Raw genomic sequence first — 17,633 nt, 5'->3', positions numbered from 1 at the left:
CAGTGAAGGATGTAAATACTCTATACAGTAACTGACATAACTTTCAATTTATCCCATCCGGAGAACACATAATGAACCGTATCCTGACTGCTGTATTTTTAGCCTCACTGACTTACACTGGCCTCGCGTGCGCGGCACAGCAGGTCAGTTCCCCCGCGGGTAAAGTGAAAGTCGGGGTAGTCTCAGTTTCGCATCTTCTTACCGTCGATGAAGTTGAGCACGCGCTGAGCAGTAAAGCTGATGCTGCAGGCGCAACGTCTTATCGTATTATTGCGGTGGGTGGTCAGAACAGAATGTTCGGTGTTGCAGATATTTATAAATAATGGCACAGACAATTGCAATAAATTTACCTTTACGCCAATCTATGAGGCGGTTGAAAAATTGGGGTGACAACTCTTAATTTATGGTTTTTATTTCCCCGCAAGGTGGCGTGAAGTCATGGCCGGCATTTGACCGGCCAGCTAATCGCCTCTTTTATTCATGATTAAATCAGCACGCATCAATAACGCCCTGTTATTTAACACTCTATTTCCGCCCCCGTTTACCGGCTTCATCGCTATTATTTTATCCTTGCAGCCAGCGTGAAAATTCATTCCTTACAATCCCCCCTATGCCTGAGACTACCCGGGGTTTCAGCATCTTGCCCTTATCCCGTCATTTCTTAGCGGATTGTTATTATCAGCATAAGTAGTGGAAAATGTTTGCCCGAAAAGATGTCATTTTTGCCCGATATGACATTTAACTTTCCCGTGCTGTGGGTGTTTGTCAGCAAGAATAGAAGACGATAGGATATAAAGATGATGACGAATACCGGAAACAAGACAGAATGTTAACTGACAGCTTGCTAAAAATGCTTGCAGCCCTGGTCAGTGAATTTGCCCAAAAAGACGGCGAGCCGTTGATACTGGATAATGACCTGATCGCTTTTCGCCGCACACTGACGACTGAACTTATCCCCTGTATTTACGAGCCCAGCATTGCGCTGATCCTCCAGGGGAAGAAAAAAATCCTGCATGGCGGCAAGGTCTATGAATACGGGCCGGGCAGCTTGCTTTTAACGACGCTGGATGTTCCCGTCATGTCCTGCGTCACCGAGGCAACGGCGGCATCTCCCTACGTCGGGCTGTTATTCAAACTGGATACTGGTCTGCTGGCCGAAAATATAGATCTGGTCAGCAGCCCGGCAGGAACGGGTTCCGTGAATTATCAGCCACTGAGTATCTGCTCGCCTGACCCCGGATTGCTCAGTGCCTTCACCCGCATGGTTGAAGTCTCGCAATCGCCGGTGCTTAATCCTTTACTGGCGCCGTTGCTGAGAAAGGAAATTGTGATCCGCTTATTGCACGGGGAGGGCAGTGCACACATCCGGCATGCTGCACAGAGAAATGAATCAGTCAGCAAAATCTCCCGTGCAATATCCTGGCTGAAAGAGAACTACACCCAACCGTTCAGTCTGGAGGATTTGGCAGGGAAAGTTTTCATGAGCCCTTCAACGTTTCGTCAGTATTTTAAAAGGGTCACAGGTGTCAGCCCCCTGCAATATCAGAAAAGTTTGCGTCTTCACCAGGCGCGAAAATTGATGGTAAATCTGGATATGGACGCCGGACGGGCCAGCCTGGAAGTCGGGTATGAAAGTGTTTCGCAGTTCAGCCGGGAATACAGCCGGCTTTTTGGTCTGCCACCGCTCAGGGACAGCAAAATTTTGAAAGCCAGTTTTATCTCGCCGGATAATGTTCACTGAGATGTAATGGCCAGAATGACGCCGGGCGGTGGGTATCGCCCGTGAGGTGTGAAATTATTTTATATAGGAATTTAAAACACTTAGCACAACGTCCAGATCGGTTTCGCGCTTCACCACATCGTCTTCATGCACGATATGTTCAGTAAGATGTCCTTTAATGACTTCCCGCATCAGACCATTCACTGCCCCGCGAATTGCCGCGATCTGCTGCAAAACAGCAGCGCATTCATGGGGTTCATCCAGCATTTTATGTAATGCCGCAACTTGCCCCTGAATTTTGCTGGTTCGCGCTTTCAATTTTTGTTTATCGCGGATGGTATGAGACATGTTAACTCCGTTAATGATGCTGATTCTTATTAAGCATAACATTTTCGGTATACTGGGGGGTAGTATTTGATACTGGGGGGGAGTACTATCATTTCGTCTAATGTAATCGAGAATCATTAACATGAATGACTTTTCAGCACTTTTGCAGCAGGGTAATGCCTGGGTATTTATTCCGAGCGCCATATTGTTAGGGGTTTTGCACGGCCTTGAGCCGGGTCACTCGAAAACGATGATGGCGGCATTCATCATCGCCATTAAAGGCACCGTCCGGCAGGCCGTCATGCTCGGGCTGGCGGCCACGGTTTCACATACTGCCATCGTCTGGCTGATTGCGTTTGGCGGGATGGTCATCAGTAAGCGTTTCACCGCCGAATCGGCTGAACCCTGGCTCCAGATGGTCTCAGCGGTGATTATTCTCGGGACGGCCACGTGGATGTTCTGGCGGACATTTCGTGGGGAAAGCGCGTGGAAGCAGCAACAAAACGGCGCGGGGCATACACACGCTCACGGTGCTCATGGCCACCACCACGATCATCCGCATGATCATCATCACGATCACGGGATTCTTCAGGCGGCCAGCGTGCCTCACGCCATTCACGCCAGGCCGGTGAACCTCACAGGGTTTCGCGTTAATGTCGCTGCGCAGGAATATCAGGACGCACACGAAAGGGCGCATGCGGGGGATATCGCGCGGCGATTTGCGACACAGGAAGTCACCAACTGGCAGATTCTGTTCTTCGGCCTGACCGGCGGGTTGATCCCGTGTCCGGCGGCGATCACCGTGTTGCTGATTTGCATCCAGCTGAAAGCCCTGGCGCTGGGTGCCGCGCTGGTGGTGTGTTTCAGCCTCGGGCTGGCGTTAACGCTGGTGACGGTGGGGGTCGGCGCGGCGGTGAGTGTCCGGCAGGTTGCAAAACGCTGGAGCGGATTCAATACCCTTGCACGGCGCGCCCCGTATTTTTCCAGCGTGCTGATCGGTATCGTCGGGATTTATATGGGCGTACACGGATATATCGGGCTGGCGTCGTAAGGAAGAGAACCGGCGGGGTGATTCACGAGGCAATAAAACAAAGAAAGCCCGACGGGCTTTCTTTTGCTGAAGCTTCAGACTGGTTAACCGTAAGGCTTATTTGCGGCCAAGCAGTAAACCGAGCACGACACCGATAGCGCCTGCGGCGATCAATCCTGACAGCGGATTTTCTTTAATCTTTTCTGCAACATCCGAAACCGCGTCACTTGCCTGAGCAGAGTATTTGCGCGCCGCGCCTTTCAGCTGATGTTTCGGTGAGTCCACAAAGTCCCCAAATTGCTTCTGCGCTTCGCCAGCGAACTCGTTCGCTTTGTTTTCGACCTTATCAGCCAGACGATCTGCATCGTTATCGAATTCTTGAGACGACATTTTAGTGCTCCTTTGTTTGTGCCAGCTGTTAAGCGTAGTCGGAAAACCTGATGTCTGCCGGTTTCCCGCACAGCGGCATGGCACAATTAGGAAGATTACCTAATAGCAATTATTACCCGCGGCCTATCGCTGAGCCGTTGCAGACCAACATTCCCTGCGCTTCCAGCCCTGAACGGACGTCATCTTTAATGCTGTCGGTGATGAAAATATTGATATCGGAGATATCGGCAAATTTGGCGAAAGCGTCACGGCCTATTTTGGTTGAATCCGCCAGCAAAATCACACTGGTCGAACAGGCAATCATCTTCTTTTTAAATGCCGCCTGCCGCACATCCGGCGTCGTCGCGCCATTTTTAAGCGTAAAACCATTGGTGCCCATGATGGCTTTATCGATGATCAAATCAGACAAACTGTTGTCATTACTGAACGGGATCACGCAGTGAAGTTGTTTGCGCACCGCGCCGCCAATAAAGAACAGATTCACCACGCCCGGCGAATCTTCCAGCGTCAGGGCAATTTTTAAATCGTTGGTGATCACCGTCAGTTGCTGGCGTTCACCCAGAATTTTCGCCAGTTCCAGCGTGGTGGTGCCGGTATCGAGTAACAGCGTATCGCCGTCTTCAATCTGCTCAAGTGCGAGTTGCGCAACCATGACTTTCGCATCATGGTTGCAGACCTCTTTTTCCGTGGACATCATTTCCACGCCGGTTTTACTGCGGATCAACACGCCGCCGTGCGTCCGCGTCACCAGCATGTTCTTTTCCATTTCACGAAGATCATTACGGATCGTGGAAGTCGAGACTTTAAAGATCTGGCAAAGCTCGGCGACCGTGGCTTTCTTGTTTTCCTCCACAAACGCAAGAATGGCTTGCTGGCGTTCGAGCGAAAAAACTTTATCTTCCGAATGATCGTTCATGATTTTTCTCAGTGTCCGGCAGGTTATAAAACGAAGGCCACTTTCAGCGCCTTCCCCGAACGGGCGGCGCTGAAAGCCTCGTCATATTGTTCAAGAGTGTACTTGTGAGTCAAGATTTCTTTCAGATTAATCAGTCCATTGGAAATCATTCTCAGGCTTTCGCGATACTGACGTAAATTCTGCCCGCTCATGCCGGTCACCGTGATCTGCCGGTAATGAATAATGTTGGTATTCAGGCTGACCATTTCTTTACCGTGCGGCAAACCGCCGAAGAACAGCACGCGGCCATTCAGCGCCGTCAGTTCAAAGGCCAGCGACTGAATTTCCGCACTCGACGCCGCCGTAATCACCACGTCACAGCCGCGATTTTGCGTAATGCGCATGACGTCGGCCAGCGTATCGGTGCCGCTAACCGGCACAAAGTCCGGATCAAAATTGCACGCCATCGCCAGCCGTTCCGGGTTGATGTCACTGATCAGCACTTTTCCGGCACCCGCCGCTTTATGCAGCATGGCGTGCATCAGGCCAATTGGCCCCGCGCCGATCACCAAAACCGTATCGCCGACGCGGGTATGGCAGCGCTCGAAGGCATTATAGACGCAGGAAAAAGGCTCAATCAGCGCGCCTTCTTCAAACGAAACGTGGTCCGGCAACGCCACGATATTTCCCTGCTGCACGGCGCGGGCGGGGATCACCACATAACGGGCAAATGCGCCGTTTTTCTGAATACCCAGCGCCTGGAAATCCTTGCAGGTTTGCGTATTGCCGCTGATGCAGCTGTCGCAGGTGCCGCATCCGTAGTTAGGGGCAACCGCCACGCGCATTCCCACACGCCATTCCGGGCTGACGTTCGCCCCGGTTTTCTCAATGACGCCCGATAATTCATGCCCCAGCGTTAACGCCTGCGGTGACTGGCGATGGCCATTGGCAAACATCCGCAAATCGGTACCGCAAATCGCCCCGACTTTACAGGCCAGCAGCACTTCGTCTGGCGCGATTTCGGGTTCAGGCAGATCGGTTAAACGGAGTTCACCTTTGGCAAATAACTGAATTGCTTTCATAACAGCCTCTCAATGGTTACAGGACGGAGCGTCTTTTGCTTAACGGGGTGTTGATCAAAAAATCGACTCAATGTGAATTCTTGTGAGTTTAGTCATGTAATTACCGATGTCAATTGTTTACTATCGTTTTGCTCTTGATTCACGCATAAACGATAATAAACGATAATTAACAGCAAAAAGGACAGCCAGTATGAGGATTTTTTCAGAAGACACCGTAATGTTGCGTCTGGACGTTGAGGATAAAGACGACGTTCTGCGGCAGATGGGCAAAAAGATCGAAGCGACCGGCTGCCTGAAGCCGGGTGGTTTCGAACACTTCATGGCGGCTATCCGTAAAAGAGAAGTTGAGTTCTCAACGGCAGTCGGCTACGACTTCGCCATCCCGCACGGCAAGAGTGACGCAGTTGCGTTGCCGGTTGTTGCCTTTGCCCGGCTGGCGAGGCCGGTTTTATGGGATGCCGAAGAAGATGACCGGGCGCAGTACGTTTTCATGATTGCCGTTCCGGCAGAAAGCGCGGGTGATGAACACATCAGGATCCTGATGAAACTCGCGGGCGCGATTATGGAAGATGATTTCCGTGACCAGATTGCTGCGGCAAAGGATGAAGCGCAGGTCATTGAAATCATGACCCGTTACGTTGATTAACCATTTCACGTTCTGTTCTGGCCTGAATTCATCTGATATCGATAGAAAACGACAATCAACAGAGTGAATCAGCAGTAAATGACAGGCCGGAAAAGTCACCCTTTATGGAGCCAGAATCATGTCGACCAGAGAAAAGTTTTTTGTCGCAGTAACGGGATGTCCGACGGGGATCGCCCATACGTTTATGGCGGAAGCCGCACTGAAAAAGGCCGCTGAAAAAGCCGGTGCGGGGATCCGCGTTGAAACCAACGGGGCCGTGGGCATTGAAAACGCGCTGACGGCAGAAGAAATCGCCCGGGCCGATATGGTGATTCTGGCGTCCGACAAAGCGGTGGAAATGGCACGCTTCGACGGTAAGCCGTTAATCCGCGCATCGGTCGGCCACGGCGTTAAAAAAGCCACTGAACTGGTGGCCAGGGCGATGGCCGGTGAAGAAGACGTTTACCGGCACGAACAAACCGCAACCCCTGATCATGAAAAACCTGCCGCCGAAAAAGCAGAGCGTCAGGGCGCCGGGCGGTCTGTCTATATTTCCCTGATGAACGGCGTGTCGAACATGTTGCCGTTTGTGGTCGCGGGCGGTGTGTTAATCGCCATTTCCTTCTTCTGGGGCATTTACTCATTTGACCCGACCAGCGCGCAATACAACCCGATTGCCGCCAGCCTTTTTAAACTCGGCAAACTCTCGTTTTCCTTAATGGTGCCGGTCTTCACCGCGTTTATCGCGTACTCCATTTCGAACCGCCCCGGTTTTGTGGCCGGATTCGTCGGCGGCCTGCTGGCGACTGACATCGGCGCAGGCTTTCTCGGCGGCATTATCGCGGGCTTTTTCGCCGGTTATTTCATGAAATGGATGCTGCACATCACCCGGTCATTTCCCCGTTCGCTGGAAGGTTTCAAGTCCATCTTCCTGATGCCGCTGATGGGTGTTCTGGTGGTCGGCGTCTTCATGCTTTCTGCCGGTTCGACCATCGCGGCATTAAATAAAGGCATGATGGTGTGGCTGGCCGGGCTGGAACACGCGAACCCGTTATTGCTCGGCATTGTGATTGGCTGTATGAGCGCGTTTGACCTCGGCGGCCCGGTGAATAAAGCCGCGTACGTTACGGGAACGATGTTGCTGGCAGAGCAAGGCAACGCATTATTTATGGCCGGCGTCATGACCGCCAGCATGGTGCCGCCGCTGGTGATTGCCTTTGCGACCGTGATGTTCAGAAAGTATTTCGAAAAAGAAGAACAGGCCGCCGGGCTGGTGAACTTTATTCTCAGCGCGACGTTTATTGCCGAAGGCGCGATCCCCTTTGCCGCAAAAGATCCGCTGCGTGTGATCCCGATACTCATGCTGAGCGCCTCGATCGGTGCCACGCTGACGTTCTTCTTTAAAGTTGCGGTGCCAGCCCCGCACGGCGGGCTGATTATTCTTCCGCTCGTCACGCACGGTTTACTTTGGGTAATGGCTATTCTCAGCGGCGGACTGACCGGCGGCATTATTTACGGGTTATACCGCAAGGCTAAATTTAATAAATCCGTGCTGGCTGTTTAAAAACATTAATAAGGAAGCAGAACGTTATGATTACATCGAAAATACGTTTTATTAATCCCATGGGATTTCACAGTCGTCCCTGCGCAACATTTTCGAAAATGGCGAAGAAATTCAACTGCAACGTCAGACTGGTGAATAAAGAAAAAGAAGCCGATGGCAAAAGTATGCTGGCGCTGATGAAACTCGGCATCGTTCATGATTCGACGATTACTTTACTTTGCGAAGGCGAACAGGACAAAGAGGCCAGCGAAATACTGAGCCAGTATTTATCCACGCTGGTGGAAGAGGCGGGCTGAATCCATTTTCGTCGTAACCCATAAATTTATTTGCCGGCAGGCAATTCCCTGAATACTGAAACCTGATTAAGGAATAGAAAATGAAATATTCTGCTGAAAAACTGGCTGCATTCTTTGACCATACCAATCTTCATGCGTATGCGACCAAAGATGATTTCCAAAAACTGTGTGATGAAGCGAAAGAATACGGTTTTGCTTCAGTCGCCATCAACTCCTGGCCGGTCGCCACCTGCCGCGAAATGCTGAAAGGTTCATCGGTGCTGACCGGCGCGGCGATTGGTTTTCCGCTGGGCCAGATGACCATCGCTGCCAAAGTGTTTGAAGCACAGGACGCCGTTAATAATGGCGCCCAGGAATTCGATTACCTGCTCAATGTCGGCAAAGTCAAAGAGCATGACTACGCGTATATCAGAGCGGAAATGGCCGCGCTGGTGGCTGTCGCCAATAAAGCCGGGATTGTGTCGAAAGTCATTTTCGAAACCTGTTACCTGACGACAGAAGAGATTATCAACGTGGCAAAAATCGCCTCAGAAGTGAAACCAGGCTTTGTTAAAACCTCCACCGGATTCGGCACGGCGGGCGCAACGACTGAACATGTCAGACTAATGAAGGAACACGCGGGGGAACACGTTCAGGTTAAAGCTGCGGGTGGAATTCGCACACTGAGTGACGCGCTTGCCATGATTGACGCGGGCGCAACGCGTCTGGGCAGTTCTGCGGGAATACAAATCGTCAATGAACTCATTGCCGCGAAATAGCATTCAGGAAACTGGCCTGTGATGCAGGCCGGTAAATAACGAAACGTGCCCTGACTGAGGCTGAAAATGAATAAAATGATTAATGTGTGCCTGATTGGCTGTGGCCGCGCGGGGATGATTCATGCCCGGAATTATAACGGCAATCTCCGTCATGCCCGGTTAATGGCAATATGCGATCCCGACGCGGAAAATCTGGCGGAAGTACAGAAAGAACTTCAGGTGGAATATCAATATACCGATTATCGCGAAGCCCTGAATAACGAAAGCATTGACGCTATTGTGGTGGTGACACCCACACATTTACACCGGGATATTGTGGTTGCCGCCGCGAAAGCCGGAAAACATATTTTCTGCGAAAAGCCGATGGCCGGAACGGAAGAAGAATGCAACGACATGATCGACGCGTGCCGGGAACATAACGTCAAATTACAGTTGGGCTTTATGCGCCGTTTTGATGAGAATTTTAAAACGGGCAAAGAGGTGATTGAAAATAAAACCGTTGGTGAAGTGACGTTACTGAAATCACTGACGCATGGCCCGAGCGAGCCTAAAGAGTGGATGTTCGATATTTCAAAAAGTGGCGGGCCGGTTGCTGAAGTGAACAGCCACGATCTCGATACGCTCAGGTGGTACGCCGGAGCCGAAGTGAGCATGATCCACGTCATCGGCCATAATTTCCGTTCACCGGAAAAATCTGCGGAATACCCTGATTATTACGACACCTGCGCAGTCATGATGCAATTCACCAACGGCATCATCGGCATGATCGACGGCGCGCAGTACGTCCAGTACGGCTACGATGCCCGCGCGGAAATTCTCGGTACACACGGCATTGTCAAAGTTGGCCGCCAGAACAGCAATAACGTGGAAGTAGTGACGCGCGACAAAACCATTCAGGCGCAATCTATGCCGTCCTGGACGAAGTTATATCAGGAAGCCTACGTACGCGAAGCCGAAGCCTTTATCGACGCCATCCGTCACGACACCGAAACGCAGGTCACCGGTCACGACGGGAAAATGGCGCTGATACTGGTCCGGGAAGGGCTGAAGTCGCTGCGCGAAAAACGTCCGGTCTTTATTGAATAGTCTGCCCTTATGAATAAGCTGCGAGTTATAAAGTAATCAAATGTGATTCCGGCATGATTTCCTGCATATCCCGAAAAACAAATTTCGTGAATGTGGGATATCATGCGGTATGCATCATCCGGGAAGTCGCTTTCCGCGGGCAATTCCGTTCACATTGTGTTCTGAATTAATCACTGTAACTCAATGAATATTCAATAAAATGGACATCAAACAGCTTATTTATTTGTGCAATCTTGAACGGGAACGTCATTTCGGGCGGGCGGCGGAAGCGAGTTTTGTCAGCCAGCCGACGCTGTCGATGCGGCTCAAAAACCTTGAAAAAGAGCTCGGGCTGAACCTGATCAACCGGGGCAACAACTTCGAAGGATTCACCGCCGAAGGCCTGCGGGTGCTGAGCTGGGCGCGCGAAATTGTGGCGGTTTACGAAGGCCTGAAGCTGGAGGTGGAATCTCTCAAACAAGGCATGAGCGGGACGTTACGCATTGGCGTCATGCCGCAGTGCAGCGTTTCTCTGGCGCAGCTGATCAAGGCGGTGAGCCAGGCGCATCCGGGGCTGGATTACCGCGTGTCGGAAGTCAGCGCCGATCAGCTGATTGAAGCGCTGAGCAGCCATTCCGTGGATGTCGGCATCGGCTTCTTCGAATTCTCGACCCTCAACGAACTGCGTTTCCAGCTGGTGTCGCTTGATGACGGCGGCGTGGACGTGGTGTATCACCCGGACCATTTCCCTGAGCTGGACAATATCGGGCTGATGACCGCCGAACAGGCCGCGGCGTTGCCGTTGTGTCTGTCCGAGCCGAGCCGTTATTTCCGCCGGTATCTGGATAATTTCTTCCGTCAGGCCGGGCTGGAACTGCATCCGCGTCTGGAAAGTACCTCGATATTTCAGCTGATGCAGGGCGTGTTTGTCGGCATTGGCTGCGCGCTGGTGCCGAGCGGGCATCTGATTGATGAAATGCATCCGGCACTGAAACGCTGCCCGCTGGACATCACGCCAATGACCCGTCACGCCGCGCTGGTGGTGGCCGAACCGGGCAGGGCGACGGCGCTGGCACAGCATTTCTTCACCGCTGCCGGTCTGTGGCTGACGCAGCAACAACCGCTTAAACCCCCGTCGACGATCAAATAAAACCGGCATTGCCGGTTTCTCTCCCATTTTCCTATTGATGAATTCATCATTTAAGACCAAGCTTTCCCGCAATATATAAGTGAAATGAATGGAGTAGCACATGAAAGCATTAAAAGCTGGCGTTCTGGCAATCGTCGCGGGCAGCCTGTTAGTGGCAGCCTCCGCACAGGCATCAAATAATCTGCTGGGACAACTGCAACAGGCAGCCACCGACGGCCTGAACAGTGCGGGAACAACCTCAGGGACGGGAACCACATCATCACTGACTTCACTGCTAAACGGCGGCGATAAAGCGCTGACCTCCACCAGCGCGACCAACGTCGCCGGTGTATTGCAGTATTGCGTGAAAAACAACGTACTTTCCAAAGCCAGCACAGAAAACGTGAAAGATCAGCTGCTGAACAAACTGGGGATCCAGAGCGCGTCCGGCGCTGAAAGCAAGGACTACCAGCAGGGGCTGGGCGGGTTGCTGAAAACCGGTAAAGATCAGAGCGTTGACCTGAATAATCTCGGGAGCGGGCTGACGCAGGTGAAAGAGAAAGTGAAAACCAAAGCATGTGATGTGGTGCTGAAGCAGGCGAAATCATTCATCTGATGATTGCAGAGGCCGCTGCAATGGCGGCTTTTTACTTCAAATTCAAATTCAAATTCAAATTCAAATTCAAATTCAAAATCAAAATCAAAGTCGTGGGCGTCGGCCCACAACGACCAGAGGGAGAATAAACCTTCTCCCTCTGGACTCCCGCGTTTTTTAAAACAAGCGCTGCCGCTTGCTAGCTATGTTTCAGCAACTTCCGCTACTGCCGCAAAATCCCGCCGCTGCGCGGTTCCCTTCCGTCGGGTTACAAACCGCGCGAAAAGAGTCGCGGTTTTCCACCTCTCCATACGGCGCGATTTTTGAAAGCGGCCACTGGCTTTTTAGTTCGCAACCTTGCCATGCCATTCATTATTTTGAAAAACGAAGAAGCATCAGAATCGATTCTTTTGAATGGTGAGATGGCGCGCTCAAAATCCAGCTGAACGGAGCGGCTTCGAGCCTAAGGTCTCGAAACACTCATTCAGCAAGCTTTCTGAATGCGGCCAGGGGCTTTTTAGTTCGCAACCTTGCCTTGCCATTCATTAATTTGAAAAACGAAGAAGCATCAGAAGCGATTCTTTTGAATGGTGAGATGGCGCGCTCAGAAATTTTGCTGACCGAGGGTTCGAGACCGCAAGGCTCGAAGCCCGTAGGGAAGGGACCGCGCAGCGGCAAGATTTCGCGCCACACGCTGATGTGCCAGAACATGTCCATCGGTCCGGCGATGGCACGGAGTAAAAAAAGCGTGGGAGATCAAAGAGGGAGGCGCTTTCCTCCCTCTTTGGCGGTTTCGGCGCAGTGCGCTAAGTGATCACCGCAATTGAGAAACCGAAACTTTCTCGGTCGGAGAATTCAGCCCACTTACGGCAAGTGAGAAACCGAAATAGTCTCGATCCCGTTAAAATCGCGTTTGGGTGGCAACCCAAGGTCTTGATTTTCAACTTAAATTCGAATTCGAATTTAAGATTTAAGTTGCAATTGAAAATAAAACGGGTTCAAAGGGATCTCCCTTTCACTCCGCATAAACCTTCTCTTTACTCTCACACAAATCTTCAATCAAACACGATCCGCACCGCGGTTTCCTCGCAATGCACGTATAGCGCCCGTGCAGGATAAACCAGTGATGGCAATCGAGCTTAAACTCGGCGGGGACGACTTTGAGGAGTTTTTCTTCCACGTCATCGACGGTCTTACCTGGCGCGAATTTCGTCCGGTTACAGACGCGGAAAATATGCGTGTCGACGGCAATGGTGGGCCAGCCGAAAGCGGTATTGAGCACCACGTTAGCGGTTTTACGCCCGACGCCCGGCAGGGCTTCCAGCGCGGCGCGGTCTTCCGGCACTTCGCCGTTGTGTTTTTCCAGCAAAATCCGGCAGGTTTTGATGACGTTTTCGGCTTTTGAATTAAACAGGCCGATGGTTTTGATGTATTCCTTCACACCGTCCACGCCGAGCGCCAGAACGGACTCCGGCGTGTTGGCGACCGGATACAGTTTCGCGGTCGCTTTGTTCACGCTGACGTCCGTGGCCTGCGCGGAAAGTAACACTGAAATCAGCAGTTCGAACGGCGTGGTGTACACCAGTTCGGTCGTGGGATGCGGGTTGTTGTCCCGCAAACGGCTGAGGATCTCAATGCGCTTTTCCTTATTCATGAACACTTCCCTTTGGCAAACTGTCTTCGGCGGCAACGTGCTGCACCGCTTTTCGCGCTTTCATGCGCTGATCAATCAGGTATTTAGCCGCCAGCAAAAGGCCCAGACCGATAAACGCGCCCGGCGGCAGCATCGCCAGCAGGAACGGGTTATCCAGATGAATCACTTCAACGCGCAGCACTTTCGCCCAGCCGCCGAGCAGCAAATCTGCGCCGTTAAACAACACGCCGCTGCCGAGAATTTCACGCATCGAACCAAGGACGAACATTGCGCACGTCGCCCCGAGGCCGGTCATGGCACCATCCAGCGCCGCCAGATGCACCGGGCTGGTCGCGGCGCAGGCTTCCGCGCGTCCGACCACCACACAGTTGGTCACAATCAGCGGGATGAAAATCCCCAGCGCCTGATACAAACCAAAGGCATAGGCGTTAATCAGCATTTCAACGGTACTGACCACCGATGCGATGATCAGCACGTAAATCGGGATACGGATTTCATCCGGGATCCACTTACGGAACGCGGAAATCATGCCGTTAGTACAGGTCAGCACCAGCGTGGTGGCCAGCCCCAAACCTAAGGCGTTGGTCGCGGTGGAGGTCACGGCCAGCAGCGGGCAAAGCCCCAGCAGCTGGACCAGCGAGGAGTTATTGGTCCACAGACCCTGAACGATTATCTTTCTGGCTTCACTCATCACGGGCTCCACAAGGGGTGAGGTGGGAAAGCTGAGACGGCACCGTCCCGATAAATAACGCCGTGCGTTTTACCGAGCGCACGACAGCGCGCGGGGTAATGGTCGCGCCGGTAAACTGATCAAACATACCGCCATCTTTCTTCACCGCCCAGCGTTCATCGGTCGCACCGTTAACGGTCTGATTGGCGAAATGCTTGATCCAGTCGGAAATACGCACTTCAATTTTGTCACCCAGCCCCGGTGTTTCATGCTGTTCCAGCACGCGGGAGCCGTAGACTTTGCCATGAAAATCAGCGGCGACCAGCAGCTGGATTGCGCCGGAATAACCGTCTGGCGCGGTGGTTTCCACCACGGCAGCCACGGGGTCGCCGCCTTTGCGCGCCAGATACATGCGGTGCGGTGTGGCGGTGCCGAGTGATTCATCGGTGACGTTGTAACATTCGTCCTGCATGTTGTTATCGTAAACGCTGGCCGGGATCACCTGATCAAACAACGTTTTTTGCTGTAACAGCGCCTGATGTTCAATCGTCGGCTTGGTCAGCAGGTTTACGATGGCGGTCATGCCGGTCATCAGTGCGCCAAAGAAAGCCAGAATCAGGCCGTGGCGTCGCATTGTAGCTAGCATAATTCTTCCTCAGCGATGCCCGTAAACACGTGGTTGAGTGTAGTGGTCAATCAGCGGCACGGTAATGTTGGCCAGTAAAACGGCAAAAGCCACGCCGTCAGGATACCCGCCGTACGTGCGGATAAGCCACACCAGCAAACCAATTAATGCACCGAAAACCAGACGGCCTTTAGGCGTGGTCGACGCCGTGACCGGGTCGGTAGCGATAAAGAAGGCACCGAGCATGGTCGCACCGGAGAACAAGCCGACCAGCGGTGAAGAATAGCTTTCCGGTGCCAGACCCCACGCGATGGCGGCGCAGAACGCCAGCATACCGAGCATCGCCACCGGAATGTGCCAGCTGATGATTTTACGCCACATCAGGAACAGGCCACCGGCCAGAAAACCGAGATTAATCCACTGCCAGCCCAGACCCGCCAGCGTGCCGCCAAACAGCGGGGTTGCCAGAATCTGATCGGCGGTATGGCCGGAGCGTAAGCCGGTTTTAAATGCATCCAGCGGCGTCGCCTGCGTCACGCCATCCACGTTCATCTGCAACTGATAGGCGGTCAGATCCTGCCCGCTGTGGCCGGTGAAAATGGTCAGCAGCGTGTCGGTGAAGCTGACGTGATGATGTTGCAGGGCGTCCGGTGGCAGCCAGGTGGTCATCTGCACCGGGAACGAAATCAGCAGCACGACATAACCCACCATCGCCGGGTTAAACGGGTTTTGCCCCAGACCGCCATACAGCTGTTTGGCGATGATGATGGCGAAAAACGTTCCAAGCACCACCATCCACCACGGGCCGAGCGGCGGCAGGCTGATGCCGATCAAAATAGCCGTCAGCAGGGCGCTGTTATCGCCCAGACGTTTTTTTACCGGCTGTTTGCGCAGCTGCAAAACCGCACCTTCTGCCAGTAAAGCAATCACGATAGCCAGTGCGAGCTGAACCAGCGTTCCGTAGCCGAAAAACCAAATCTGAGCGATCAGACCCGGAATACACGCCAGAATCACCATCATCATGATGGTGCTGGTATTTTGGCGGTTATGTGTAAAAGGTGAACTTGCGATCCTGAAGGCCATCTATTCCTCGTTCGACATTGTCTGAGCGGCTTTACGGGCCTTAACTCGGGCGATCGCAGCAGCCACGGCGGCTTTGCGTGGATCGCTTTCTTGTTGTGTTGTCTCTGGTTCTGATGATGCGTCGTTGTCCGCAGCGGATTCTTCGGCGTCACTCTGCGCTGCGGCTTTTTTAGCTTTCGCACGGGCAATGGCGGCGGCGACAGCGGCTTTACGCTTGTCGTCAGCAGAAGGCTCAGCCGGTGACGTTGTCACGTTTTCGTCAGTATTGACCTGCACGGCGGCGGCTTTCTTCGCTTTCACACGGGCAATCGCCGCAGCCACGGCGGCCTTGCGGTCGTCTTCTGCCGGCGCTGGCGGAGTAACAGTGAGCTCGCTGTCGGTGGCTTCCACCACCACGCCATTTCCCGCTTTCTTCGCTTTTACGCGGGCGATGGCGGCAGCCACGGCGGCTTTGCGATCGTCTTCTGCGGTCGGCGGCGTTTCAGGCACCGGTTCAGATGCCACCGGGATTTCCTGTGCAGCAGCCGCTTTTTTGGCTTTAGCGCGGGCAATGGCAGCGGCCAGTGCGGCCTGACGCGGATCCACTTCTGCCGTTTCGGTCACGGCTTCGGCGACCGGTGCGTCGTCCACCGGCGTTTCGCTCAGCTTCACGGCGGCTTTCTGGTGTTTCTCTTCCCGGGCGATTTTCTCGCGTTCCATGCGCGCCTGTTTGGCTTCGAAACGCGCTTTGGCTTCGGTAGCACGGGCGGTTTCGCTGTCGATGGCGCGGATTTCGGCCTTTTCCTGACGGTAATACTGCACCAGCGGAATGTTGCTCGGGCAGACGTACGCACAGGCGCCGCATTCGATGCAATCGAACAGGTTATGGTTGCGCGCTTTTTCGTGTTCTTCGCCGCGGCTGAACCAGTAAAGCTGCTGCGGCAGTAAACCGGCCGGGCAGGATTCCGCGCACAGGCTGCAACGGATACAGGCTTCTTCCGGCTCAGGCTGGCCGAGTTCCGATTCGGACGGAGCCAGCAGGCAGTTGGAAATCTTAACGACCGGCACATCGAGCGACGGCAGGGTAAAGCCCATCAGCGGCCCGCCCATGATCACCATCTTTTTGTCGCCCTGCGGCTGCAATGCGCCTTCCTGCATCAGATGCGAAACCGGTGTGCCCAGACGCGCCCAGACGTTGCCGGGTTTTGCCATCGCTTCACCGGTCAGCGTCACGACACGTTCGATCAGCGGTTCGCCGTCGAGTATTGCGCGCTTGATCGCGTAAACCGTGCCGACGTTTTGCATCAGCACGCCGATTGACGACGAGTGATGGCCTTTCGGCACTTCAAGGCCGGTCAGAATTTTGGTCAGCTGTTTGGCACCGCCGGACGGATATTTGGTCGGCACCACGCGCAGTTCGAAGCGGATACCGTTAGCCAGATCCTGCTGCGCAGTGGCTTTAATCGCGGTTTTAAACGCCGCAATGGCTTCCGGTTTGTTGTCTTCGATGCCGATGAGAACGCGTTCCGGGCTGAGCATATGGCAGAGAATGCGCGTACCTTCGAGGATCTGATCCGCGTGTTCCTGCATCAGCCGGTCATCGGCGGTAATGTAAGGCTCGCATTCGGCGGCGTTGAGGATCAGCGTGCGCGTGGATGTCAGGCCGCCCGCGAGTTTGCTGGCAGTCGGGAAACCTGCGCCGCCCAGTCCGGCAATACCGGCCTGGCTGATGCGCTGGTTCAGATCCCCGGCAGAAAGCTGGCGGTAATCGGCCACAATGTCGCGTTCGCACCAGGTGTCCTGACCGTCGGCTTCAATCAGAACGCAGAGTTCTTTCAGGCCGGAAGGGTGCGCGGTGATGTGCGGTTCGATGGCGGTAATCACGCCAGACGTCGGTGCGTGAACCGGTACGGTGCGGCCACGGCCTGTTGTCAGCGGCTGGCCTTTTAAAACCCGGTCACCGGCTTTTACACACAGCTCGCCTTCAGGGCCAAGATGCTGCTGAAGGGGAATGATAAAGCGCTCAGGCAACGGCACGTTGCGCAGCGGAACGTGGCTCGACTGTGTCTTCATTTCCGGCGGATGAATACCACCGTCGAAGTCCCAGACTTTGTCTTTTTTGAGCGCGGCAAACAGATTAAACATG

Annotated in this window: 21 protein-coding genes; 11 read left to right on the top strand and 10 right to left on the bottom strand. The window is 53.5% G+C overall.

Annotated elements, in window-relative coordinates:
• Positions 1 to 71 precede the first annotated feature (71 nt).
• Positions 72 to 323: a YdgH/BhsA/McbA-like domain containing protein gene (locus CWS43_RS20210; RefSeq protein ID WP_101078882.1), complete on the top strand. Its 252-nt coding sequence runs from the start codon at positions 72 to 74 to the stop codon at positions 321 to 323.
• Between the two features lie 503 nt (positions 324 to 826).
• Positions 827 to 1,741 (top strand): AraC family transcriptional regulator, encoded by a 915-nt coding sequence (locus CWS43_RS20205; protein ID WP_101078881.1) that lies wholly within the window; start codon positions 827 to 829, stop codon positions 1,739 to 1,741.
• A gap of 54 nt (positions 1,742 to 1,795) precedes the next feature.
• Here CWS43_RS20205 and rcnR read toward each other — a convergent pair whose 3' ends face one another.
• A complete protein-coding gene (rcnR, locus tag CWS43_RS20200; protein ID WP_101078880.1) occupies positions 1,796 to 2,068 on the bottom strand; it encodes a Ni(II)/Co(II)-binding transcriptional repressor RcnR in 273 nt (90 codons plus the stop codon).
• A 121-nt stretch (positions 2,069 to 2,189) separates the two neighbouring features.
• On the opposite strand from rcnR, the gene CWS43_RS20195 reads away from it, so the two are divergent.
• Positions 2,190 to 3,098 (top strand): nickel/cobalt efflux protein RcnA, encoded by a 909-nt coding sequence (locus tag CWS43_RS20195; RefSeq protein ID WP_101078879.1) that lies wholly within the window; start codon positions 2,190 to 2,192, stop codon positions 3,096 to 3,098.
• Positions 3,099 to 3,194: 96 nt separating this feature from the next.
• Here the strand turns inward: CWS43_RS20195 and CWS43_RS20190 are convergent, their stop codons facing one another.
• The 3 genes from CWS43_RS20190 to CWS43_RS20180 form a co-directional block, all read right to left on the bottom strand.
• The gene (locus CWS43_RS20190; RefSeq protein ID WP_101078878.1) at positions 3,195 to 3,467 is read right to left on the bottom strand and encodes a YqjD family protein; all 273 of its coding nucleotides are present in this window, start codon (positions 3,465 to 3,467) and stop codon (positions 3,195 to 3,197) included.
• A gap of 112 nt (positions 3,468 to 3,579) precedes the next feature.
• Positions 3,580 to 4,383, bottom strand: coding sequence for a DeoR/GlpR family DNA-binding transcription regulator (locus tag CWS43_RS20185; protein WP_101078877.1), 804 nt, complete (start codon positions 4,381 to 4,383; stop codon positions 3,580 to 3,582).
• Between the two features lie 23 nt (positions 4,384 to 4,406).
• On the bottom strand, positions 4,407 to 5,444 hold the full coding sequence (locus CWS43_RS20180; RefSeq protein ID WP_101078876.1) for an alcohol dehydrogenase catalytic domain-containing protein: 1,038 nt from the start codon (positions 5,442 to 5,444) through the stop codon (positions 4,407 to 4,409).
• 190 nt (positions 5,445 to 5,634) lie between these two features.
• On the opposite strand from CWS43_RS20180, the gene CWS43_RS20175 reads away from it, so the two are divergent.
• The 8 genes from CWS43_RS20175 to CWS43_RS27695 all read left to right on the top strand — a co-directional run bounded on the left by CWS43_RS20175 (position 5,635) and on the right by CWS43_RS27695 (position 11,922).
• Positions 5,635 to 6,090, top strand: a complete 456-nt coding sequence (locus CWS43_RS20175) for a PTS sugar transporter subunit IIA (RefSeq protein ID WP_101078875.1) — start codon at positions 5,635 to 5,637, stop codon at positions 6,088 to 6,090.
• 118 nt (positions 6,091 to 6,208) lie between these two features.
• Positions 6,209 to 7,633 (top strand): PTS fructose transporter subunit IIC, encoded by a 1,425-nt coding sequence (locus CWS43_RS20170; RefSeq protein WP_101078874.1) that lies wholly within the window; start codon positions 6,209 to 6,211, stop codon positions 7,631 to 7,633.
• Positions 7,634 to 7,659: 26 nt separating this feature from the next.
• Positions 7,660 to 7,929 (top strand): HPr family phosphocarrier protein, encoded by a 270-nt coding sequence (locus CWS43_RS20165; RefSeq protein ID WP_101078873.1) that lies wholly within the window; start codon positions 7,660 to 7,662, stop codon positions 7,927 to 7,929.
• 80 nt (positions 7,930 to 8,009) lie between these two features.
• Positions 8,010 to 8,687, top strand: coding sequence for a deoxyribose-phosphate aldolase (gene deoC, locus CWS43_RS20160; RefSeq protein ID WP_101078872.1), 678 nt, complete (start codon positions 8,010 to 8,012; stop codon positions 8,685 to 8,687).
• A 66-nt stretch (positions 8,688 to 8,753) separates the two neighbouring features.
• Positions 8,754 to 9,773: a Gfo/Idh/MocA family oxidoreductase gene (locus CWS43_RS20155; RefSeq protein WP_101078871.1), complete on the top strand. Its 1,020-nt coding sequence runs from the start codon at positions 8,754 to 8,756 to the stop codon at positions 9,771 to 9,773.
• Positions 9,774 to 9,972: 199 nt separating this feature from the next.
• Positions 9,973 to 10,902 carry a LysR family transcriptional regulator gene (locus tag CWS43_RS20150; protein ID WP_101078870.1) on the top strand — a complete coding sequence of 310 codons (930 nt, stop codon included), beginning with the start codon at positions 9,973 to 9,975 and terminating at the stop codon, positions 10,900 to 10,902.
• A gap of 100 nt (positions 10,903 to 11,002) precedes the next feature.
• Entirely contained in the window at positions 11,003 to 11,497 is a 495-nt protein-coding gene (locus CWS43_RS20145) for a DUF2501 domain-containing protein (RefSeq protein ID WP_101078869.1), read from the top strand.
• Between the two features lie 302 nt (positions 11,498 to 11,799).
• The gene (locus CWS43_RS27695; RefSeq protein WP_255414164.1) at positions 11,800 to 11,922 is read left to right on the top strand and encodes a hypothetical protein; all 123 of its coding nucleotides are present in this window, start codon (positions 11,800 to 11,802) and stop codon (positions 11,920 to 11,922) included.
• A 34-nt stretch (positions 11,923 to 11,956) separates the two neighbouring features.
• Here CWS43_RS27695 and CWS43_RS20140 read toward each other — a convergent pair whose 3' ends face one another.
• The 6 genes from CWS43_RS20140 to rsxC form a co-directional block, all read right to left on the bottom strand.
• The gene (locus tag CWS43_RS20140) at positions 11,957 to 12,187 is read right to left on the bottom strand and encodes a hypothetical protein (protein ID WP_101078868.1); all 231 of its coding nucleotides are present in this window, start codon (positions 12,185 to 12,187) and stop codon (positions 11,957 to 11,959) included.
• Positions 12,188 to 12,491: 304 nt separating this feature from the next.
• Positions 12,492 to 13,130, bottom strand: a complete 639-nt coding sequence (nth, locus tag CWS43_RS20135) for an endonuclease III (RefSeq protein ID WP_101078867.1) — start codon at positions 13,128 to 13,130, stop codon at positions 12,492 to 12,494.
• Complete coding sequence (locus tag CWS43_RS20130) at positions 13,123 to 13,821, bottom strand: electron transport complex subunit E (protein ID WP_101078866.1); 699 nt, start codon at positions 13,819 to 13,821, stop codon at positions 13,123 to 13,125. The genes nth and CWS43_RS20130 overlap by 8 nt, the downstream gene beginning before the upstream one ends.
• On the bottom strand, positions 13,814 to 14,446 hold the full coding sequence (gene rsxG / locus CWS43_RS20125) for an electron transport complex subunit RsxG (RefSeq protein ID WP_101078865.1): 633 nt from the start codon (positions 14,444 to 14,446) through the stop codon (positions 13,814 to 13,816). Before rsxG ends, CWS43_RS20130 begins: the two co-directional genes overlap by 8 nt.
• Positions 14,447 to 14,455: 9 nt before the next feature.
• On the bottom strand, positions 14,456 to 15,508 hold the full coding sequence (rsxD, locus tag CWS43_RS20120) for an electron transport complex subunit RsxD (RefSeq protein ID WP_101078864.1): 1,053 nt from the start codon (positions 15,506 to 15,508) through the stop codon (positions 14,456 to 14,458).
• Positions 15,509 to 17,632 carry an electron transport complex subunit RsxC gene (rsxC, locus tag CWS43_RS20115; protein WP_101078863.1) on the bottom strand — a complete coding sequence of 708 codons (2,124 nt, stop codon included), beginning with the start codon at positions 17,630 to 17,632 and terminating at the stop codon, positions 15,509 to 15,511. It lies immediately after the preceding gene.
• Between the last annotated feature and the right edge of the window lies 1 nt (position 17,633).

It is taken from the genome of Rahnella sp. AA (assembly GCF_002834385.1).
Classification (GTDB): domain Bacteria; phylum Pseudomonadota; class Gammaproteobacteria; order Enterobacterales; family Enterobacteriaceae; genus Rahnella.
The sequence above is the reverse complement of the archived record's forward strand: the minus strand, read 5'-3'. Positions and strand labels throughout refer to the sequence as shown.

Excerpts from the sequence above, each read along its gene's own strand:
- rsxG (WP_101078865.1), bottom strand. The coding sequence starts at position 14,446 with ATGCTAGCTACAATGCGACGCCACGGCCTGATTCTGGCTTTCTTTGGC.
- CWS43_RS20210 (WP_101078882.1), top strand. The coding sequence starts at position 72 with ATGAACCGTATCCTGACTGCTGTATTTTTAGCCTCACTGACTTACACT.
- CWS43_RS20190 (WP_101078878.1), bottom strand. The coding sequence starts at position 3,467 with ATGTCGTCTCAAGAATTCGATAACGATGCAGATCGTCTGGCTGATAAG.
- CWS43_RS20185 (WP_101078877.1), bottom strand. The coding sequence starts at position 4,383 with ATGAACGATCATTCGGAAGATAAAGTTTTTTCGCTCGAACGCCAGCAA.
- rsxD (WP_101078864.1), bottom strand. The coding sequence starts at position 15,508 with ATGGCCTTCAGGATCGCAAGTTCACCTTTTACACATAACCGCCAAAAT.
- CWS43_RS20150 (WP_101078870.1), top strand. The coding sequence starts at position 9,973 with ATGGACATCAAACAGCTTATTTATTTGTGCAATCTTGAACGGGAACGT.
- CWS43_RS20155 (WP_101078871.1), top strand. The coding sequence starts at position 8,754 with ATGAATAAAATGATTAATGTGTGCCTGATTGGCTGTGGCCGCGCGGGG.
- rsxC (WP_101078863.1), bottom strand. The coding sequence starts at position 17,632 with ATGTTTAATCTGTTTGCCGCGCTCAAAAAAGACAAAGTCTGGGACTTC.
- CWS43_RS20180 (WP_101078876.1), bottom strand. The coding sequence starts at position 5,444 with ATGAAAGCAATTCAGTTATTTGCCAAAGGTGAACTCCGTTTAACCGAT.
- CWS43_RS20145 (WP_101078869.1), top strand. The coding sequence starts at position 11,003 with ATGAAAGCATTAAAAGCTGGCGTTCTGGCAATCGTCGCGGGCAGCCTG.
- CWS43_RS20170 (WP_101078874.1), top strand. The coding sequence starts at position 6,209 with ATGTCGACCAGAGAAAAGTTTTTTGTCGCAGTAACGGGATGTCCGACG.
- CWS43_RS20195 (WP_101078879.1), top strand. The coding sequence starts at position 2,190 with ATGAATGACTTTTCAGCACTTTTGCAGCAGGGTAATGCCTGGGTATTT.
- CWS43_RS20140 (WP_101078868.1), bottom strand. The coding sequence starts at position 12,187 with ATGTTCTGGCACATCAGCGTGTGGCGCGAAATCTTGCCGCTGCGCGGT.
- CWS43_RS20205 (WP_101078881.1), top strand. The coding sequence starts at position 827 with ATGTTAACTGACAGCTTGCTAAAAATGCTTGCAGCCCTGGTCAGTGAA.
- CWS43_RS20175 (WP_101078875.1), top strand. The coding sequence starts at position 5,635 with ATGAGGATTTTTTCAGAAGACACCGTAATGTTGCGTCTGGACGTTGAG.
- CWS43_RS20165 (WP_101078873.1), top strand. The coding sequence starts at position 7,660 with ATGATTACATCGAAAATACGTTTTATTAATCCCATGGGATTTCACAGT.
- rcnR (WP_101078880.1), bottom strand. The coding sequence starts at position 2,068 with ATGTCTCATACCATCCGCGATAAACAAAAATTGAAAGCGCGAACCAGC.
- CWS43_RS20130 (WP_101078866.1), bottom strand. The coding sequence starts at position 13,821 with ATGAGTGAAGCCAGAAAGATAATCGTTCAGGGTCTGTGGACCAATAAC.
- deoC (WP_101078872.1), top strand. The coding sequence starts at position 8,010 with ATGAAATATTCTGCTGAAAAACTGGCTGCATTCTTTGACCATACCAAT.
- nth (WP_101078867.1), bottom strand. The coding sequence starts at position 13,130 with ATGAATAAGGAAAAGCGCATTGAGATCCTCAGCCGTTTGCGGGACAAC.